15 protein-coding genes are annotated in these 17,776 nt (G+C 73.0%); 3 read left to right on the top strand and 12 right to left on the bottom strand.

The window, feature by feature from the left end; genetic code table 11:
- Window position 1 precedes the first annotated feature (1 nt).
- The 10 genes from ACTWJ8_RS13060 to cobT all read right to left on the bottom strand — a co-directional run bounded on the left by ACTWJ8_RS13060 (window position 2) and on the right by cobT (window position 13,362).
- Window positions 2–517, bottom strand: coding sequence for a DUF4240 domain-containing protein (locus tag ACTWJ8_RS13060; protein ID WP_443264881.1), 516 nt, complete (start codon window positions 515–517; stop codon window positions 2–4).
- A gap of 96 nt (window positions 518–613) precedes the next feature.
- Entirely contained in the window at window positions 614–1,594 is a 981-nt protein-coding gene (locus ACTWJ8_RS13055) for a helix-turn-helix transcriptional regulator (protein ID WP_443263882.1), read from the bottom strand.
- A 39-nt stretch (window positions 1,595–1,633) separates the two neighbouring features.
- The gene (locus ACTWJ8_RS13050; RefSeq protein WP_356388645.1) at window positions 1,634–2,398 is read right to left on the bottom strand and encodes a VOC family protein; all 765 of its coding nucleotides are present in this window, start codon (window positions 2,396–2,398) and stop codon (window positions 1,634–1,636) included.
- 128 nt (window positions 2,399–2,526) lie between these two features.
- A complete protein-coding gene (gene aceE, locus ACTWJ8_RS13045; protein ID WP_356388647.1) occupies window positions 2,527–5,229 on the bottom strand; it encodes a pyruvate dehydrogenase (acetyl-transferring), homodimeric type in 2,703 nt (900 codons plus the stop codon).
- A gap of 235 nt (window positions 5,230–5,464) precedes the next feature.
- Complete coding sequence (locus ACTWJ8_RS13040; protein ID WP_356388649.1) at window positions 5,465–6,088, bottom strand: GntR family transcriptional regulator; 624 nt, start codon at window positions 6,086–6,088, stop codon at window positions 5,465–5,467.
- A gap of 250 nt (window positions 6,089–6,338) precedes the next feature.
- Entirely contained in the window at window positions 6,339–8,114 is a 1,776-nt protein-coding gene (gene sucB / locus ACTWJ8_RS13035; protein ID WP_443263881.1) for a 2-oxoglutarate dehydrogenase, E2 component, dihydrolipoamide succinyltransferase, read from the bottom strand.
- Window positions 8,115–8,212: 98 nt separating this feature from the next.
- Window positions 8,213–9,601, bottom strand: coding sequence for a dihydrolipoyl dehydrogenase (gene lpdA / locus ACTWJ8_RS13030; protein ID WP_356388652.1), 1,389 nt, complete (start codon window positions 9,599–9,601; stop codon window positions 8,213–8,215).
- A 283-nt stretch (window positions 9,602–9,884) separates the two neighbouring features.
- A complete protein-coding gene (locus ACTWJ8_RS13025; protein WP_356388653.1) occupies window positions 9,885–11,408 on the bottom strand; it encodes a leucyl aminopeptidase in 1,524 nt (507 codons plus the stop codon).
- A gap of 140 nt (window positions 11,409–11,548) precedes the next feature.
- The gene (gene cobS / locus ACTWJ8_RS13020; protein ID WP_443263880.1) at window positions 11,549–12,289 is read right to left on the bottom strand and encodes an adenosylcobinamide-GDP ribazoletransferase; all 741 of its coding nucleotides are present in this window, start codon (window positions 12,287–12,289) and stop codon (window positions 11,549–11,551) included.
- 5 nt (window positions 12,290–12,294) lie between these two features.
- Window positions 12,295–13,362, bottom strand: coding sequence for a nicotinate-nucleotide--dimethylbenzimidazole phosphoribosyltransferase (gene cobT / locus ACTWJ8_RS13015; protein ID WP_356388657.1), 1,068 nt, complete (start codon window positions 13,360–13,362; stop codon window positions 12,295–12,297).
- 229 nt (window positions 13,363–13,591) lie between these two features.
- On the opposite strand from cobT, the gene ACTWJ8_RS13010 reads away from it, so the two are divergent.
- Window positions 13,592–14,203, top strand: coding sequence for a hypothetical protein (locus ACTWJ8_RS13010; RefSeq protein WP_443263878.1), 612 nt, complete (start codon window positions 13,592–13,594; stop codon window positions 14,201–14,203).
- Window positions 14,204–14,207: 4 nt separating this feature from the next.
- Complete coding sequence (locus ACTWJ8_RS13005) at window positions 14,208–15,290, top strand: class I SAM-dependent methyltransferase (protein WP_443263877.1); 1,083 nt, start codon at window positions 14,208–14,210, stop codon at window positions 15,288–15,290.
- A gap of 16 nt (window positions 15,291–15,306) precedes the next feature.
- Here the strand turns inward: ACTWJ8_RS13005 and ACTWJ8_RS13000 are convergent, their stop codons facing one another.
- Window positions 15,307–16,512 (bottom strand): bifunctional adenosylcobinamide kinase/adenosylcobinamide-phosphate guanylyltransferase, encoded by a 1,206-nt coding sequence (locus ACTWJ8_RS13000; protein WP_443263876.1) that lies wholly within the window; start codon window positions 16,510–16,512, stop codon window positions 15,307–15,309.
- 94 nt (window positions 16,513–16,606) lie between these two features.
- Between ACTWJ8_RS13000 and ACTWJ8_RS12995 the strand changes: the two genes are divergently transcribed.
- Window positions 16,607–16,825 carry a hypothetical protein gene (locus ACTWJ8_RS12995; RefSeq protein WP_443263875.1) on the top strand — a complete coding sequence of 73 codons (219 nt, stop codon included), beginning with the start codon at window positions 16,607–16,609 and terminating at the stop codon, window positions 16,823–16,825.
- A gap of 168 nt (window positions 16,826–16,993) precedes the next feature.
- On the opposite strand, the gene ACTWJ8_RS12990 is transcribed toward ACTWJ8_RS12995, so the two are convergent.
- A complete protein-coding gene (locus tag ACTWJ8_RS12990) occupies window positions 16,994–17,701 on the bottom strand; it encodes a class I SAM-dependent methyltransferase (RefSeq protein WP_356388843.1) in 708 nt (235 codons plus the stop codon).
- Between the last annotated feature and the right edge of the window lie 75 nt (window positions 17,702–17,776).

The raw sequence follows: 17,776 nt of genomic DNA, 5'->3' as shown, positions 1-17,776 counted from the left end.
GCTAACCGAACCGTGCCGTCAGACGCGGATACGTGCGGGCCAGGACGCCCTCGTCCTCGAAGTCCAGCGGGGTGCCCTCCGGCTCCGGCGGCGCGGGGGAGATGCCGAGGTCGGGGGCGACCACGCCCGTCAGCTGCTCGTACGCCTCGTCCGCCGCGTAGCCGATCTCCTCGCCGTCCCCGTCGACCTCGTCGTCGAAGTCGTCGAGGAGTTCGGCGAGGGAGTCGGGGTCGTGCAGCGCGCCCTCGAACACCTCCCGGCCCTGACCGATCAGCCAGCACCGGAAGTAGTCGAACGCGTCGTCGCTCGCCCCGTCGAGCAGCACCCACGCCGCGCCCCAGAGGTCCCACCGGTACGCCCGGTTGTACCGGGACTCGAAGTGCCGGGCGAAGTCGAGCACGAAGTCGGGATCGGAGCGCAGCAGGCGCTCGACGAGCAGCTCGGCGTGATCCTCGGGGTCGCCACCCGCGGCCTCACGCGTGCTGTCCACGATCTCCCAGAACTCCGTCTCGTCCATCACGGGACCAGCATCGGCCCTGTACCGACAGGGCGCACGCCGAGCGCACGAGCTGCCCCACTTCGTTATGCATGCACATGCCGAGGGCACGCCCCGTCAGCCGTACCACCCCCGCATCCGCCGCGCCGCCACCGCGAACCGCTCCCGCAGCGCCTCCGGAGCCACCACCTCCGCTTCCGGGCCGAGCGCCATGAGCTGCGTGTACGCCACGTCCTCCGACTCGACCGGCAGCGTCACCTCCACCCGCCCCTCCGCGTCCGCCGGCCCCGCCGACTCCAGTGCCTCGCGCGCGGACGCCGGATCCGTCGCGTACGGCAGTTGACGGACGCCCGACGGCGTGAGCCGCACGACGACCTCCGCCCGCAGCAGTGCCCGCGCGAACTGCGCCGCCCGCTCCTCCCAGAACGCCGGCAGGTCGAACGCGCCGTCCCCCTCGGCCCGCTCGAACCGCTCGTCGCCCGGCGTCACCGCGGTGAACCGGTCGACCCGGTACACCCGGAACGTGTCGGTCCCGCGCACCGCCGCCGCCAGATACCAGACGCCCGCCTTGAGCACGAGCCCGTACGGCTCCAACTCCCGCTCTACCTCGGTGTCCTGGCGCCGGTACGCCACCCGCACCACCCGGTCCTCCCACACCGCCCGCGCCACCGCAGGCAGCAGCTCGGGCGTCTGCGGCTCCTTGAACCAGCCCGGCGCGTCCAGATGGAACCGCTGCGCCGCCGTCCGCGGCGCGTCCCGCAAGGAGGGCAGCAGCGCCGCCGACACCTTCAGGTGCGCCGCCGACACCGCGTCCTCGAGCCCCATCTCGCGCAGCGCCCCCGGCACCCCCGAGAGGAACAGTGCCTCCGCCTCGCCGCGCGCGAGCCCCGTGAGCCGCGTCCGGTACCCGCCGATCAGCCGGTACCCACCGGTCCGCCCCCGGTCCGCGTACACCGGAACGCCCGCCTCGGACAGCGCCTGCGCGTCCCGCGTGACCGTCCGCTCGGACACCTCGAGCTCGCGCGCCAGCTCGGCCGCGGTCATGGACGGCCGGGACTGGAGCAACAGCACCATCTTGATCAGGCGGGCAGCACGCATACGGCCATCATGAACCGCCCCACTGACAACGGACCCCGCTCAGGCAGCGAAGCGCATCACCGAGAACGCAGCGCCCTGCGGGTCGGCGAGCATCGCGAACCGGCCGGGCGTGATCGTCGTGGGCGCCACCAGGACCTGCCCGTTCAGCTCCGTGCAGCGCTCCGCCACCGCGTCCGGGTCGTCCACGGCCACGTACAGATTCCAGTGCGAGGGGACCGCGGGCGGGAACTCTCCGGTCGACATGTCGACCATGCCGCCGAAGGGCTCGTCGGCGACGCTCCACTCCGTGTGGCCCTCGCGCCGCTGGGCGCCCCAGCCGAGCACCGACTGGTAGAAGTCCACCGATCCCGGCCCGTCCCGCGTGAGCAGCTCGAACCAGCAGAAGCTGCTCGGCACGTTCACCACCTCGAACCCGGCGTGCTCCTGCGGCTCCCACAGGCCGAACGCCGCGCCCGCCGGATCCTGGCAGACCGCGAGCCTGCCCTCCTCCTCGACGCCGATCGGCCCCGACACGACCCGCCCGTCGTTCCCGCTCACCCGCGCGGTGACCGCGTCGATGCCGCTGGACTGGAAGTACGGCAACCAGGCCGCGGGCTGCCCGGGGCGCAGTACGGGACCCACCCCCGCCACCTTCGGGCCGTCGGGGCTGTCGAGCGAGAACCTGCCGTACCCGCCCACCGTCGGGTCGTCGCTCGACCGCGTGCGCCAGCCGAACAGGGCCTCGTAGAAGTACCTGGCCGCCTCCGGCTCGGTGGTCGACAGCTCGGCCCAGCAGGGCGCGGAGGGGGTCTTGGAGATCTTCATGTGGAGGTACGCCTCCCAAGACGGCGAACGGACGCGAACGGGTCCCCGGAGCGGACGCGTCCATTCACGCACGCGTGCCCCGCCCCGGCAATCGGGACGGGGCACGCGGAGCCCATGAACTCCAGGTACTACAGGCCGTAGCGCTCGCGCGCCTCCTTCACGGCCGTCGCCTTGACCTCGCCGCGGCGGGCGAGCTGGGCGAGGGCCGCGACGACGATCGACTCGGCGTCGACGCCGAAGTGGCGGCGGGCGTCCTCGCGGGTGTCCGAGAGGCCGAAGCCGTCGGCACCGAGCGAGGTGTAGTCCTGCTCGACCCACTGCGCGATCTGGTCAGGGACCTGGCGCATGTAGTCGGACACGGCCAGCACCGGGCCCTCGGCGCCCTGCAGCGCCTGGCGGACGAACGGCACGCGCTCCTCGCCGTTCAGGAGCGCCTCGTCGGCCTCCAGGGCGTCACGGCGCAGCTCCGTCCAGGACGTCGCGGACCACACGTCGGCGGCCACGCCCCAGTCCTCGGCGAGCAGCTGCTGCGCCTTGAGCGCCCAGTGGATCGCCGTACCGGAACCGATGAGGTTGGTGCGCGCGGCGTTCGCGGCGGGGGACAGGCCCGCGCTCTCCGCCGTGTTGAAGCGGTACAGGCCCTTGATGATGGCCTCGTCGAGACCGTCCACGGCGGGCTTGGCCGGCTGCGGCATCGGCTCGTTGTAGACCGTCAGGTAGTAGAAGACGTCCTGGTCCTCGCCCGGCTTGGCCTCGCCGTACATGCGGCGCAGGCCCTCCTTCATGATGACCGCGATCTCGTAGGCGAACGCCGGGTCGTAGGAGAGCGCCGCCGGGTTGGTGGCCGCGATCATCGGCGAGTGGCCGTCCGCGTGCTGGAGGCCCTCACCGGTCAGCGTCGTACGACCGGCGGTGGCGCCGACGACGAAGCCGCGGCCCATCTGGTCGGCGAGCTGCCAGAACTGGTCGCCGGTGCGCTGCCAGCCGAACATCGAGTAGAAGATGTACAGCGGGATCATCTGCTCGCCGTGCGTCGCGTACGACGTGGCGGCGGCGATGAAGTCCGCGAGCGAACCGGCCTCGTTGATGCCCTCGTTGAGGATCTGGCCGGACTCGGACTCCTTGTAGTACATGAGCTGGTCGCGGTCGACCGGGTCGTACGTCTGGCCCTTGGGCGAGTACAGACCGAGCGACGGGAACAGCGACTCCATGCCGAAGGTGCGCGCCTCGTCGGGGATGATCGGCACCCAGCGCTTGCCGGACGTCTTGTCCCGTACGAGGTCCTTCAGGAGGCGTACGAGCGCCATCGTGGAGGCCACGGACTGCTGGCCCGAGCCCTTGTCGAAGGACGCGAACGCCTTGTCGGCGGGCGCCGGCAGCGGCGCGAGCGGCTGCGTGCGGCGGGCCGGGGCGGGACCGCCCAGGGCGGCGCGACGCTCGGCGAGGTAGCGCAGCTCGGGGGAGCCCTCGGCGGGACGCGCGTACGGCACCACGCCGTCCTCGAACGCGCTGTCCGGGATCGGGAGGTCAAGGAGGTCACGCATGCCCTTGAACTCGTCGATCGTCAGCTTCTTCATCTGGTGGTTGGCGTTCTTGGACTCGAAGCCCTTGCCGAGCGTGAAGCCCTTCACCGTCTGGGTGAGGATCACGGTCGGCTTGCCCTTGGTCTCCACGGCGGCCTTGTACGCCGCGTAGACCTTGCGGGGCTCGTGACCGCCGCGCGAGACGTGGAAGCACTCGGAGATCTTGTCGTCGGAGAGCACCTTGGCCAGCTCGACGAGCGCCGGGTCGGCGCCGAAGAAGTTCTCGCGGATGTAGGCCACGTCGCGCGTCTGGTACGTCTGGAACTGGGCGTCCGGGACCTCGCGCAGGCGGCGAAGCAGGGCGCCGGTGGTGTCGAGCTGGAAGAGCTCGTCCCAGGCGTTGCCCCACATGGACTTGATGACGTTCCAGCCGGAGCCGCGGAACTGGGCCTCGAGCTCCTGCACGACGCGGAAGTTCGGGCGGACCGGGCCGTCCAGGCGCTGCAGGTTGCAGTTGATGACGAAGGTCAGGTTGTCGAGACCCTCGCGGGCGGCGAGCGTGAGCGCCGAGGTCGACTCGGGCTCGTCCATCTCGCCGTCGCCGAGGAACGCCCACACGTGCGAGTTCGACGTGTCCTTGATGCCACGCGCGCTCAGGTAGCGGTTGAACCGCGCCTGGTAGATCGCGGACAGCGGGCCGAGGCCCATGGACACCGTCGGGAACTCCCACAGCCAGGGGAGACGACGCGGGTGCGGGTACGACGGCAGGCCGTTGCCACCCGCCTCGCGGCGGAAGTTGTCGAGCTGCTGCTCGGACAGGCGGCCGTCGAGGAACGCGCGGGCGTAGATGCCGGGGGATGCGTGGCCCTGGATGTAGAGCTGGTCGCCCGAGCCGTCGCCCTCCTTGCCGCGGAAGAAGTGGTTGAAGCCCGTCTCGTAGAGCCAGGCGGCCGAGGCGAAGGTGGCGATGTGGCCGCCGACGCCGGCCTTCGAGCCGCGGGTCACCATCGCCGCCGCGTTCCAGCGGTTGTACGCGGTGATCTTGGCTTCCATCTCCTCGTCACCGGGGTACTCCGGCTCGGACGAGGTGGGGATGGAGTTCAGGTAGTCCGTCTCAAGGAGCTTCGGCAGCGCCAGGCCGCCCGCTTCGGCGCCTTCCAGGGTGCGCCGCATGAGGTACGCGGCGCGGTGCGGCCCGGCCGCCTTGGTAACGGCGTCCAGGGAGGCCTGCCATTCGGCGGTCTCCTCGGGGTCGCGGTCCGGGAGCTGGTCGAGCTCGCTCGGCTGGATGCGCATGGGGTCGGTCATAGTCGCCGCACGCCTTCCTGAGTCGAAAGGGGTTGGGTGGGGGTGCCCGTTGTCTTTGGCAGGACAGGGCTGGGCCCCGGTGGGGACCCGTCGGCGACTGTAACTCCCTGATCGATGATCGATCAAAGGATTCACCCGCAAAATCTCTTCAGATCAAGAAAGTCGGCACAGGGTGTCGCCGCTTTCGACGGCTCAGGGCACGCAGTGCCTGGTCAAAGAAGCGCACGGTGACGCTTCATGCGCGCGGCGCACACCCCAGGACGTGCGCCTTCACGAGCGCCGCGATCTCCGGATCACGCCGCCGGAACGCCGCCACGAGGTCCGCGTGCTCCTCCGCGTACGACTGCTGCACCGTCCCGAGCCAGCGGATGGACAGCGCGGTGAAGACCTCGATGCCGAGCCCCTCCCACGTGTGCAGCAGCACCGAATTGTCCGCCGCCCGCACCAGCGCCCGGTGGAACGCCACCGTGTGCCGCACCTGGGCGGTGCCGTCGGCCTCCTGGTCGGCCCTGTAGAGGGCCTCCACGTGGGGTTCGAGGGCCGAGCAGTCGTCGGCCAGGCGGTCGGCCGCAAGCTCCGCCGCGATGGCCTCCAGGCCCGCCCTGACGGGGTAGGACTCCTCCAGGTCGGCCGCCGACAGATTCCGTACGCGCACGCCCTTGTTCGGCGCCGACTCGATGAGCCGCAGCGACTCCAGCTCCCGCAGCGCCTCCCGCACCGGTGTCTGCGAGACCTCCAGCTCGGTCGCGATCCGGCGCTCCACGATCCGCTCGCCCGGCTTCCAGCGGCCGCTGACGATCCCCTCGACGATGTGCTCGCGGATCTGATCGCGAAGCGAGTGGACGACGGGCGCGGTCATGGGGGCTCCTTGGCAGGGTGGACCCGGTGGGTCGGCGGGGACCCTTAGACAATACGGCCGCGGCCCTGGCCAGGCGGGGTGCGGTCGCGCTTGCGGCGGGTGATGCCGGTTACAGAGAGCGGTTGTCGGGGGCGGGCTACAGAAGGTGGTGCCCGCGCGGACGGGCGGCTACGCACCCCTCCGCGTACACACGACGGCGCCCCCGCCCGGAGTGGTTCCGGGCGGGGGCGCCGTCGGTCACGCGCTGTCTTTACAGGCCGAGTTCGGCGGTGAACTCGCCGGCCTCGAGGATCTGCTTGACCGTGGTCAGGTAGCGGGCGGCGTCCGCGCCGTCCACCAGACGGTGGTCGTAGGAGAGCGTCACGTAGGTCATGTCACGGACGGCGATGGTGTCGCCGAGCTCCGGGTCGGAGACGACGACGGGGCGCTTGACCGTGGCGCCGATGCCCAGGATGGCGACCTGGTTCGGCGGGACGATGACGGTGTCGAAGAGGGCGCCGCGCGATCCCGTGTTGGAGATCGTGAAGGTCGCGCCGGACAGGTCGTCCGGGGCGATCTTGTTGGTGCGGACCTTGTCGGCCAGCTCGGCGGTCTTCTTGGCGATGCCCGCGATGTTGAGGTCACCGGCGCCCTTGATGACCGGGGTCATCAGGCCCTTCTCCGAGTCGACGGCGATGCCGACGTTCTCGGAGTCGAAGTAGGTGATGGTGCCCTCGTCGTAGTTCAGGCGGGCGTTGATGACCGGGTGGGCCTTCAGCGCCTGGACGGCGGCCTTGACGAAGAACGGCATCGGGGACAGCTTGACGCCCTCGCGGGCGGCGAAGCCGTTCTTGGCCTGGGCGCGCAGCTTCATCAGCTTGGTGATGTCGACCTCGATGACCGAGGACAGCTGGGCCTGCTCCTGGAGCGCCTTGTGCATGTTGTCCGCGATGGCCTTGCGGATGCGGGGCAGCTTGACGGTCTGGCCGCGCAGCGGCGAGGCCTCCAGGGTCGGCGCGGCCTTCGCGGCGGCCGGGGCAGCGGCGGCGGGGGCCTGGGCCTTGGCGGCCTCGGCGGCGGCGATGACGTCCTGCTTGCGGATGCGGCCGCCGACGCCGGTGCCCTTGACGGTCGACAGGCTCACGCCGTGCTCGGCGGCGAGCTTGCGGACCAGCGGGGTCACGTAGGCGCCCTCGTCGGCCGGGGTGACCGGGGCGGCCGGCGCGGCCGGGGCGGGCTGGGCCTTCGGCGCGGCCGGAGCCGGGGCCGGGGCCGGGGCGGACGGAACCGGGTCGGGCGCCGGGGTCTCCTGCTGCTGCGGAGCCGGGGCCGAGGGGGCCTGCGGCGCCGGAGCGGGCTGGGCCGGGGCCTCCTGCGCCGGGGCCGGGGCGGCCGGCTGCGCGGGGGCGGCGGCGGCCGGGGCGGCGCCCGGGGCACCGATGACGGCGAGCTTGGCGCCGACCTCGGCGGTCTCGTCCTCGCCGACGACGACCTCGAGCAGCACGCCCGCGACCGGCGAGGGGATCTCGGTGTCGACCTTGTCGGTGGAGACCTCGAGCAGCGGCTCGTCCTCCGCGACCTCCTCGCCGACCTCCTTCAGCCAGCGGGTGACGGTGCCCTCGGTGACCGACTCGCCCAGCGCGGGCAGCACGACGTCGGTGCCGGAGGCGCCACCGGCCGGGGCGGCCGCGGGGGCCTCCTGGGCGGCCGGGGCCGGCTCGGCGGCGGGGGCCGGGGCCTCCTGCGCCGGGGCGGGCTCGGCGGCGGGGGCCTCCTGGGCCGGGGCGGACTCGGCGGCCGGAGCGCCGGAGCCGTCGTCGATGACGGCCAGCTCGGCGCCGACCTCGACCGTCTCGTCCTCGGCGACCTTGATGGACGCCAGCACGCCGGCGGCGGGGGAGGGGATCTCGGTGTCGACCTTGTCGGTGGAGACCTCGAGCAGCGGCTCGTCGACCTCGACGCGCTCGCCCTCGGCCTTCAGCCAACGGGTGACGGTGCCCTCGGTGACGCTCTCACCGAGTGCCGGAAGGGATACGGAAACCGCCATGGTTTCTGTTGCTCCTTAACGAAGTGCAATGCGCGGCAACGCAGTGCGGAAGTCTGTGGTGGTCGGTCGTCGCGCCCGGGTGCGACAGGGGCGGGGGCTCAGTCGTGCGCGTGCAGCGGCTTGCCCGCGAGGGCCAGGTGGGCCTCGCCGAGCGCCTCGTTCTGCGTCGGGTGCGCGTGCACGAGCTGGGCGACCTCGGCGGGCAGCGCTTCCCAGTTGTAGATCAGCTGGGCCTCGCCGACCTGCTCGCCCATGCGGTCGCCGACCATGTGGACGCCGACCACGGCACCGTCCTTGACCTGCACGAGCTTGATCTCGCCCGCGGTCTTCAGGATCTTGGACTTGCCGTTGCCCGCCAGGTTGTACTTCAGAGCGACGACCTTGTCCGCACCGTAGATCTCCTTGGCCTTGGCCTCGGTGATACCGACGGAGGCGACCTCCGGGTGGCAGTAGGTCACGCGCGGGACGCCGTCGTAGTCGACCGGAACCGGGTTCAGGCCGGCGAGACGCTCCGCCACCAGGATGCCCTCGGCGAAGCCGACGTGCGCGAGCTGGAGCGTCGGGACGAGGTCACCGACGGCCGAGATGGTCGGCACGTTCGTCTGCATGTACTCGTCGACGAGCACGAAGCCGCGGTCCATCGCGACGCCCTGCTCCTCGTAGCCGAGGCCCTGGGAGACCGGGCCGCGGCCGATGGCGACCAGGAGGACCTCGGCCTCGAAGGTCTTGCCGTCGGCGAGGGTCACGCGGACGCCGTCCTGCGTGTACTCGGCCTTCTCGAAGAAGGTGCCGAGGTTGAACTTGATGCCGCGCTTGCGGAACGCGCGCTCGAGCAGCTTCGAGCTGTTCTCGTCCTCGACCGGGACGAGGTGCTTGAGGCCCTCGACGACCGTGACGTCGGTGCCGAAGGACTTCCACGCCGAGGCGAACTCGACGCCGATGACGCCGCCGCCCAGGACGATCGCGGACTTCGGGACGCGGTCCAGCTTCAGCGCGTGGTCCGAGGAGATGATGCGGTTGCCGTCGATCTCCAGACCCGGCAGCGACTTCGGCACGGAGCCGGTCGCGAGGAGGACGTGACGGCCCTGGATGCGCTGGCCGTTGACGTCCACGGAGGTCGGGGAGGAGAGCTTGCCCTCGCCCTCGATGTACGTCACCTTGCGGGAGGCGATCAGCCCCTGGAGGCCCTTGTACAGGCCGGTGATGACCTCGTCCTTGTACTTCTGGACGGCGGGCATGTCGATGCCCTCGAAGGTGGCCTTCACGCCGAACTGCTCGGACTCGCGCGCCTGGTCGGCGATCTCACCGGCGTGCAGCAGCGCCTTGGTGGGGATGCAACCAACGTGCAGGCAGGTACCGCCGACCTTGTTCTTCTCGATCAGGGCGACGTCCAGGCCCAGCTGCGCTCCGCGCAGGGCCGCGGCGTAACCGCCACTGCCACCGCCGAGGATCACTAGGTCGAAAACGGTGCTGGCGTCGTTCGCCACGTCACGTCCTCCATGCATGTGCGCCGTACGCCGGTCTCCTGCGACCGGGCGGCGGGGTGTTCGGCCGCTCGTTCTTCGGCCCTGGGTGAGGGCCCTGTCCTGCCGTACCCCATCCTCGCACTTGTCGGCCGGAGTCGGGACGTCGGGCTGGGGGGTGAGACGGCTGTTACACCGGAAACGGCTGTGGCGGACAGGGACAAACACGCGGATTTCGTCGAAAGCGAACAGCCCCCGGTGCGCCGCACCGGGGGCTGAACAGTGACTTTGACCGCTCGACTACGGGTCAGCCGAGGTCGCCGGCCGCCGTCCGCTCCGCGAGGCGGACCAGCGTACGGACCGCGGAACCCGTGCCGCCCTTCGGCGTGTAGCCGAACGGGGCGGACTCGTTGAACGCCGGACCCGCGATGTCGAGGTGGGCCCACGTGATGCCCTCGCCGACGAACTCCTGGAGGAACAGACCGGCGACGAGGCCGCCGCCCATCCGCTCGCCCATGTTCGCGATGTCGGCCGTCGACGAGTCCATGCCCTTGCGCAGGTGCGTCGGCAGCGGCATCGGCCAGGCCGGCTCGCCGGACTCCTCGGCGGCCTCGTGGATCGAGCCGCGGAACGCGTCGTCGTTGGCCATGATGCCGAAGGTGCGCGAGCCGAGCGCCAGCATCATCGCGCCGGTCAGCGTCGCGACGTCGACGATCGCGTCCGGGTTCTCCTCGGAGGCCTTGGCGATGGCGTCGGCGAGAACCAGGCGGCCCTCGGCGTCCGTGTTCAGGACCTCGACCGTCTTGCCCGAGTACATGCGCAGCACGTCGCCGGGGCGGGTGGCCGAGCCCGACGGCATGTTCTCGGCGAGCGCGAGCCAGCCGGTCACGTTGACCTCGAGGCCCAGGCGGGCGGCGGCGACGACCGCGGCGAACACGGCGGCGGCGCCGGCCATGTCGCACTTCATCGTCTCGTTGTGGCCCGCCGGCTTCAGGGAGATGCCGCCCGAGTCGTACGTGATGCCCTTGCCGACGAAGGCGAGGTGCTTCTTCGCCTTCGTGGACTTGTACGAGAGCTTCACCAGGCGCGGGGCCGACGAGGAGCCGGCGCCGACGCCGAGGATGCCGCCGAAGCCGCCCTTGGCGAGCGCCTTCTCGTCGAGCACCTGCACCTTGATGCCGTGCTCCTTCGCCGCGGCCTGCGCGACGGCGGCGAACGACTCCGGGTTCAGGTCGTTCGGCGGGGTGTTGATCAGGTCGCGGGCGCGGTTCAGCTCCTCGGTGAGGGCCAGGGCGCGCTCGATCGCCGCCTTGTACGCCTTGTCGCGGGGCTTGCCGCCCAGGATCGCGACCTCGGCGAGCGGCGCGCCGCCGTTCTTCTTCGGGTCCTTCGGGGACTCCTTGTACGCGTCGAAGGAGTACGCGCCGAGCAGCGCGCCCTCCGCGATCGCACCGGCGTCCTCGGCGTCCTCGATCGGCAGCGCGAACGCGGCCTTCTTCGCACCGGCCAGGGTGCGGGCCGCGACACCGGCGGCGCGGCGCAGCGCCTCACCGTCGTACGCGGCGTCCTTCTCGGGTTCGCCGCCGAGCCCGACCGCCAGCACGAGCGGGGCCTTGACGCCGGACGGCGAGGGGACCTTGGTCGCCTCGCCCTCGCCGCCACTGGCGCCGAGGGTCTCCAGGACGGAAGCGAGCTGTCCGTCGAACGCCTTGTCCACGGCTTCCGCGCCGGGCGCGACGAGCGGGCCCTTGTCGCCCTTGACGACGCCGACGACGATCGCGTCAGCGCGCAGGCCGGTCGCCGCGGCGGTGCTGAGAGTCAGAGCAGTCACGGTGGTGAGGTCCCTCTTTCATCGGGTGGATCGGCTTCTTCGCCGGGGCCGGGGGTAGTTGGCCCGCCCGGGGCGAGCCTACGCCCGTCGTTCTTGTGCTGCTCCGTCCAGGTACGCCCTCCGGCTCGGGCCGACCCCGCTCAGCCCAGAGCCAGGATCACCAGGGACGTGGTCGCGGCGGTTTCGGCGAGGGCGCCGAAGACGTCGCCGGTGACGCCGCCGAAGCGGGAGACGCAGCGGCGGGAGAGCAACTCGGCGGCGGCGCAGCCGAGTACGACCGCGAGCGCGGCCTGGACGGAGAGGGCGGCGCACAGCGCGACCACCGCCACGGCGACCAGAAGTGCCGCCCGCGGCGACACCGTCTCCGCCACCGCGGCTCCCAGCCCTTCCGGCCGGGCCGCGGGGACGCCCCTGCGGGAGGCGAGCGTCAGGGCGAGGCGGGCCGTCACCGCGGAGACGGTCGCCGCGACGGCGCCGTGCCACCACGACTGCCCGAACCGGTCGGCCAGCACCGCGACCTGGGCGAGCAGCGCCAGGACGAGCGTGAGGACGCCGAAGGGGCCGATGTCCGACTGCTTCATGATCCGCAGCGCGTCGTCGGCCGGCTTCCCGCTGCCCAGGCCGTCCGCGACGTCCGCGAGCCCGTCGAGGTGAAGACCCCGGGTGAGCGCCGCGGGGACCGCGACCGCGGCGACGGCGGCGAGCAGCGGGTTCGCGCCGAGGAAGGTCAGCGCCACGCCCACCGCCGCCGCGGCCAGGCCGACGACGAGGCCGGCCAGCGGCGCGCAGAGCATGCCGACGCGGGCCGTGTCGCGGTCCCAGCGGGTGACCTTCACACGAAGGACGGTGAGGGTCCCGAAGGCGAAACGTATGCCGTGCACGGGTGCTAGTCGTCTTCCTTCGGGGCCTCGGCCGTCTCCGGCAGCTCCGCCGCGAGCGCGGCGGCCGCCTGGACCAGCGGGAGGGCGAGGAGGCCGCCGGTGCCGCCGCCGACGCGGACGTCCTGGTCGAGGAGGACGTCCATGGCCATCCGGTCGAGCGCCTTCGCCTGCGCCGGTTCGCCGCTGGCATGGGCCGCGAGCCACCAGTCGGGCGCGCGGAACGCGACGCGCTGGCCGACGAGCGCGCAGGCCGCGGAGACCACGCCGTCGAGGAGCACGGGCGTGCGCCGCACCGCGCACTGGAGCAGGAAGCCGGTCGCCGCCGCGAGGTCCGCGCCGCCCACCGTGGCGAGCAGCTGGAGCTGGTCGCCGAGCACGGGGCGGGCCCGGCGCAGCGCGTCCCGGATCGCCGCGCACTTGCGCATCCACGCGAGGTCGTCGATGGGGTCGCCGCCGCGGCCCGTGACGACGGAGGCGTCGGTGCCGCACAGCGCGGCGATCAGCGTGGCCGCCGCCGTCGTACCGCCGACGCTGATGTCGCCGAGCACGACGAGATCCGTGCCGGAGTCGGCCTCCTCGTCGGCGACCGCCATGCCCGCACGGAACGCGGCCTCCGCCTCCTCGAGGGTGAGCGCGTCCTCGGTGTCGATGCGTCCGGAGCCGCGTCGCACCCGCCGGTCGTCGACGGACTGCGGGAGTTCGTCGGGCTCGCAGTCGAGGGAGAGGTCCACGACCCGGACCCCGACGCCCAGCCGGCGGGCGAGCACCGCGCCCGTGGACGCGCCCTCGACCACCTCCCTGACCAGCTCGGCGGCGCTGCCCGCGGGCCGCTTCGAGACATCGAGCCCGGCCACGCCGTGGTCGCCCGCGAAGAGCACCACGCGCGGGCGCGCGACGGCTCGTACGGGCACCGCGCCCTGGGCGGCGCTCAGCCACTCGCCCAGTTCGTCGAGGCGGCCGAGCGCGCCGGGCGGCACGGCGAACCGGGCCCTGCGCTCCTCCGCGTCGCGGCGGGTCCCGCCGTCGGGGCGCTCGATCAGATCGGTGAAGTCGTCGAGGTTCAGCGAGCTCATTCGCCGAACAGTACCGGCCGTCGCGAACGCCGGGCCCCCGGCCGTCGCGCCCGGCCCCGATGCCCCCTTACGGCGGATTGTCGCGCCCGGTGCCGAGCCGCTTCCGGAGTGTCATGGAGCGCTCCGTCGGTGATCGCTTACGTTCGTTTTCGCGGTGAATTGTCCCCTCGCGTACGGGTGTTCCCGCCGTACGCGCCGCCGCACCGCAGAACCGACAGGAGCCCCCGCGATGTCCGTCCTCACCGCGCAGCCCCCGACGGTCATCGGCGTCACCCCGCACCCGGAACCCGACGCCCGGCTCGCGGCCGACGTCAGCAGGGCGGGCCGGCTCGGCGTGCTCGACCTCGGCCGCGGCGGCGAACCCGCCCGCGCCGCGCTCGCCCTCGCCCGCACCTGGGTCCCCGCCGCGTTCGGCGTCCGCGTCCCCGCCGGCTGTGACCTGCACCCCGACGAGATCCAGGACACCGAGGGCGCGGGCCCGCACACCGTGCTGCTCGGCCCCGGCTCCCCGTGGCGCATCGGCCACGTCCCGGCCCCCTGCGTCCTCGCCGAGGTCACCGCCGTACGACAGGCGTGCGACGCGGTCGCGGAGGGCGCGGCGGGCCTGGTCGTACGAGGGGATGGGCGCGGCGGCCCCGACGCGCTCGGGCTGCTGCGGCGGGTGCTCGCCGAGGTCGGAGGGGCGGGCGACGCCGTGCCGGTGTGGGTGCGCGCGGACACGGACCGCTCCGCCGCCGCGGCCCTGCGCGCGGGAGCCGTCGGCGTCGTCGTCGACGCCCGCCTCGCACTGCCCCTCACGCCGGAGGCCCCACCGAACTCCCCGACCAACAGCAGGAGTTGAGCTCATGGCCGTCACCGCACCCGCCACCGCCACCCGGTCCGTCGCCGAGCGCCGCCCCGCCTACCTCACCGAACTCGCCCAGGGCACCGAACGCTTCCACGAGCCACGCCGCCCCGACTGCCCCTGGTGCGGCAGCAGCCGCCTGCGCACCCGGCTGCGCACCACCGACCTCCTCCAGCACAAGCCCGGCAGCTTCGTCCTCGACCGCTGCGACGCCTGCGGCCACACGTTCCAGAACCCCGGACTCACCCCGCAGGGCCAGGAGTTCTACGGGCGCGACCACCACGACGGCCGCTACGCCGACCACGCCGAGCGGATCTTCGGCGCCCGCGCCGCCGTCCGCCGCTACCGGTCCTGTGTCCGCGCCGTCGCCGCGCACATCGAACCCGAGAGCTGGCTCGACGTCGGCACCGGCCGCGGCCGCTTCGCCGAGGTCGCCAAGGAACTCCTGCCGTACACCGCCTTCGACGGCCTCGACAGCGACGAAGGACTGCAGGAGGCCCGCAGGGCGGACCGCGTCGAGCGCGCCCACCACGGACTCCTCACCGAACTCGCGCCCCGCCTCGAAGGCGGCTACGACGCGCTGAGCATGCTCCACCACCTCGAACACACCCGCGACCCGCGCGAGGAGCTGAAGGCCGCCCGCCGCGTGCTGCGCCCCGGCGGGCACCTCGTGATCGAGGCCTCCGACCCCGACAGCCGCTTCGCGCGCCTCCTCGGCAAGTGGTGGATCGCGTACTTCCAGCCCCGGCGTCGGCACCTCGTGCCGCTCGCCAACCTCCGCACCGAACTGCGCGCCCTCGGCTACACCGTCGTCGCCGTCGACCGGCGTGCGGCGCACATCCCGCTCGACCTCGCCGCGGGACTCGCCCTCTTCGTCGGCGACCACCTGCCCGACACCGACGCGCCCTGGCGCACCAAGGCCCCCAGCGACGCCCAGCGCACCCTGCGCACACTCCTCACGCACGCCGTCGCCCCCGCGCTGCTCGCCGCCAGCACCGCCGACCGGCTCCTCGCCCCGCTCGCCCGCCGCACCCGCTTCCGCAACGCCTACCGGGTGATCGCCCGCCGCGACCCCGACGCCTGACCCGCGGCCCCGACCGTCAGCCGCGCAGCGCCAGCGCCTGCCCGGCGACGACGAGCAGCACGTGCTCGCACTCGGCCGCGAACGCCGCGTTCAGCCGGCCGAGCTCGTCCCGGTAGCGCCGCCCCGAAGCGGTCGCCGGCACGATCCCCGACCCCACCTCGTTCGACACGGCGACGACCGTACGACGGCTGCCACGCACCGCGCCGACCAGCGCGGCCACCTTCTCCCGCAGTGCCCTCTCGCCGCCGCCCGCCCACTCGGCGTCGTCCCAGGCACCGACCTCGTCCATCGCGTACGTCAGCCACAGCGACAGACAGTCGACCAGCAGCGGCGCCGTGTCCTCCGGGTCCTCGAGCAGCGGTACGAGATCGCAGGTCTCGGCCGTCCGCCAGGACCCCGGCCGCCGCTCCCGGTGCGCCGCCACCCGCTGCGCCCACTCCGTGTCCCCGCCGCGCGTCCCGCCGGTCGCCACGTACAGCACATCGGGGAACGCCTCGAGCCGCCGCTCCGCCTCCACCGACTTCCCCGACCGCGCTCCGCCGAGCACCAGCGTCCTGCGCGGCACGTCGGGCACGTCCTCGTACGCGCCGATGACCAGCGTCGTCCCGTCCGGCACGGCCCGCGCACCCGCAGCGGCGAGCCGCCGCGTCAGCTCGGGCCCCGGCGGCACTTCATGATCCACATGCACGGCGACCACGTCCGTCGTCGCCCCGATCGCCCCCGCGGAGCGCAGCCTGGCCAGCGCGTCCGGCCGCCCGACGACATCCGCGAGCACCATCTCGTACGGCGCCCGCGGCTCGTCGAAACCGGCGGGCGCGGTCCCCGGCGGCAGATACAGCAGCCGCTCGCCCTCCGGCCCCGTCACCTCGTAGCCGGTCCCCGGCGCGTCCAGGGCGAGCGCCCGCACCCGATGCCCGCTCATCAACGCCAGCTCCCGACCGTCCGGCACCCGACCGGGCTGCGGAAGCCCCGCGGGCACCTCGACGGCGGGCCCGTCGTGCGGATGCGAGAGCAGCACCTGCCGTACGCCGCCGAGGCTGTGCCCCGAACGGGCGGCGGCGAACGCGGCCCCCGGCGTCAGGTCGAGCAGCAGCGTCCCGTCGATCAGGACCGCCGTCGCGGCACGGGCGTCGCGGCCGAGCGCGGTCGCGCAGGCGGCGCAGGGGCAGTCGGGGCGGGGCAGCCCTTCGGGACCACCGGTGCCGAGCAGTGTCAGTTCCACAGGAAGATCCTCCCGCGCCCCCTTGATCGACGCGCGCCCGGATAGGCTTCCGGTGACAAGCGGCACAGCGGACGTCCGAGACCGGGAGGCTGACATGGCTGCGTGGATGTGGCGGTTCGAGAAGTCCGACGGGACGGAGGTGACTCCGGCGGTCCAGCCCGAGGAGTTCACCACGCAGGGGGACGCGGAGTCCTGGGTCGGCGAGTACTGGAAGCAGCTCGCCGACGGCGGAGCGGACCAGGTCACCCTCTTCGAGGACGACAAGACCATCTACGGCCCGATGAGCCTCCACGCGGAGGACACGTCGGCGTAGCGGCCGTCGAGCTCCGGCGCAGGTGGGCAATTGGAGCCCCTGCAGGGGTACCCCCGGACGGAGTCTGGGGGAGATTGAGCAGCGGGGCCCGGGGCGGAGCCCCCAGCGACCGCGACCACATCCGCCGCGACGGAGCGAGGTCGGCCGAGGCGGAGCCCTCGGTCGACCTCAGCCGCGCACCCCGCACAGGTGCAGCAGCGCCGCCACCCGCCGGTACGGGTCCAGGCGGCCCGCCTTCTCCTCCGCGGCGAGCAGCGTCTGCAGCTCCCCGTGCTCCGGCGCCACCGCGTCGTCCCCCACCTGATCGGTGAAGACCCGCACTCCGTACCAGGAGTGCAGCGGCGCCCCGATCCCGGCGAGCGTCTCCGTCAGCGCGTCGAGCCGGTCGGCCCTGACGTCGAGCCCGAGCCGATTCCGGTACTTCGTCGTCTCGAACGCCCCCAGCGCCGTGATCCAGTCACCGGCGAGCCCGGGACGCATCGCGAGCGCGTCCCCGTTCCGTACGACCAGCGACAGCAGGCCGCCCGGCGCCAGCATCCGGGCCAGACCCGCGAGCAGCGCGTCGGGATCCTCGACGTACATCAGCACACCGTGGCAGAGCACCACGTCGAAGCTGCCCGGCAGGAAGTGCACGCCGGTGTCCATGCCGCTGCCCTGCACGAGCCTGACCCGGTCCTGGACCCCCGCGGGCTCCGTGGCGAGCGCCCGGCCCGCCACGGCGACCATCTCCGGATCCTGCTCCACACCGGTCACCTTGTGCCCGGCGCGGGCGAGCCGCAGCGCCTGCGTGCCCTGGCCCATCCCCACGTCGAGCACCCGCAGCCGCTGACCGACGGGGAACCGGCCGGCCAGCTGCTCGTCGAGCTGCCGGGCCACGAGCTCCTGCCGCACGATGTTGCGCAGCCCCCCGAGCTTGTCCAGCCATGCGTGAACGGCGTCGCCGGCGAAGGC

Origin of the sequence: Streptomyces sp. SDT5-1, assembly GCF_052245995.1 — a bacterium.
Taxonomy (GTDB): Bacteria; Actinomycetota; Actinomycetes; order Streptomycetales; family Streptomycetaceae; genus Streptomyces.
Note: the sequence above shows the minus strand (reverse complement) of the source record. Positions and strands in the feature narration are given on the sequence as shown.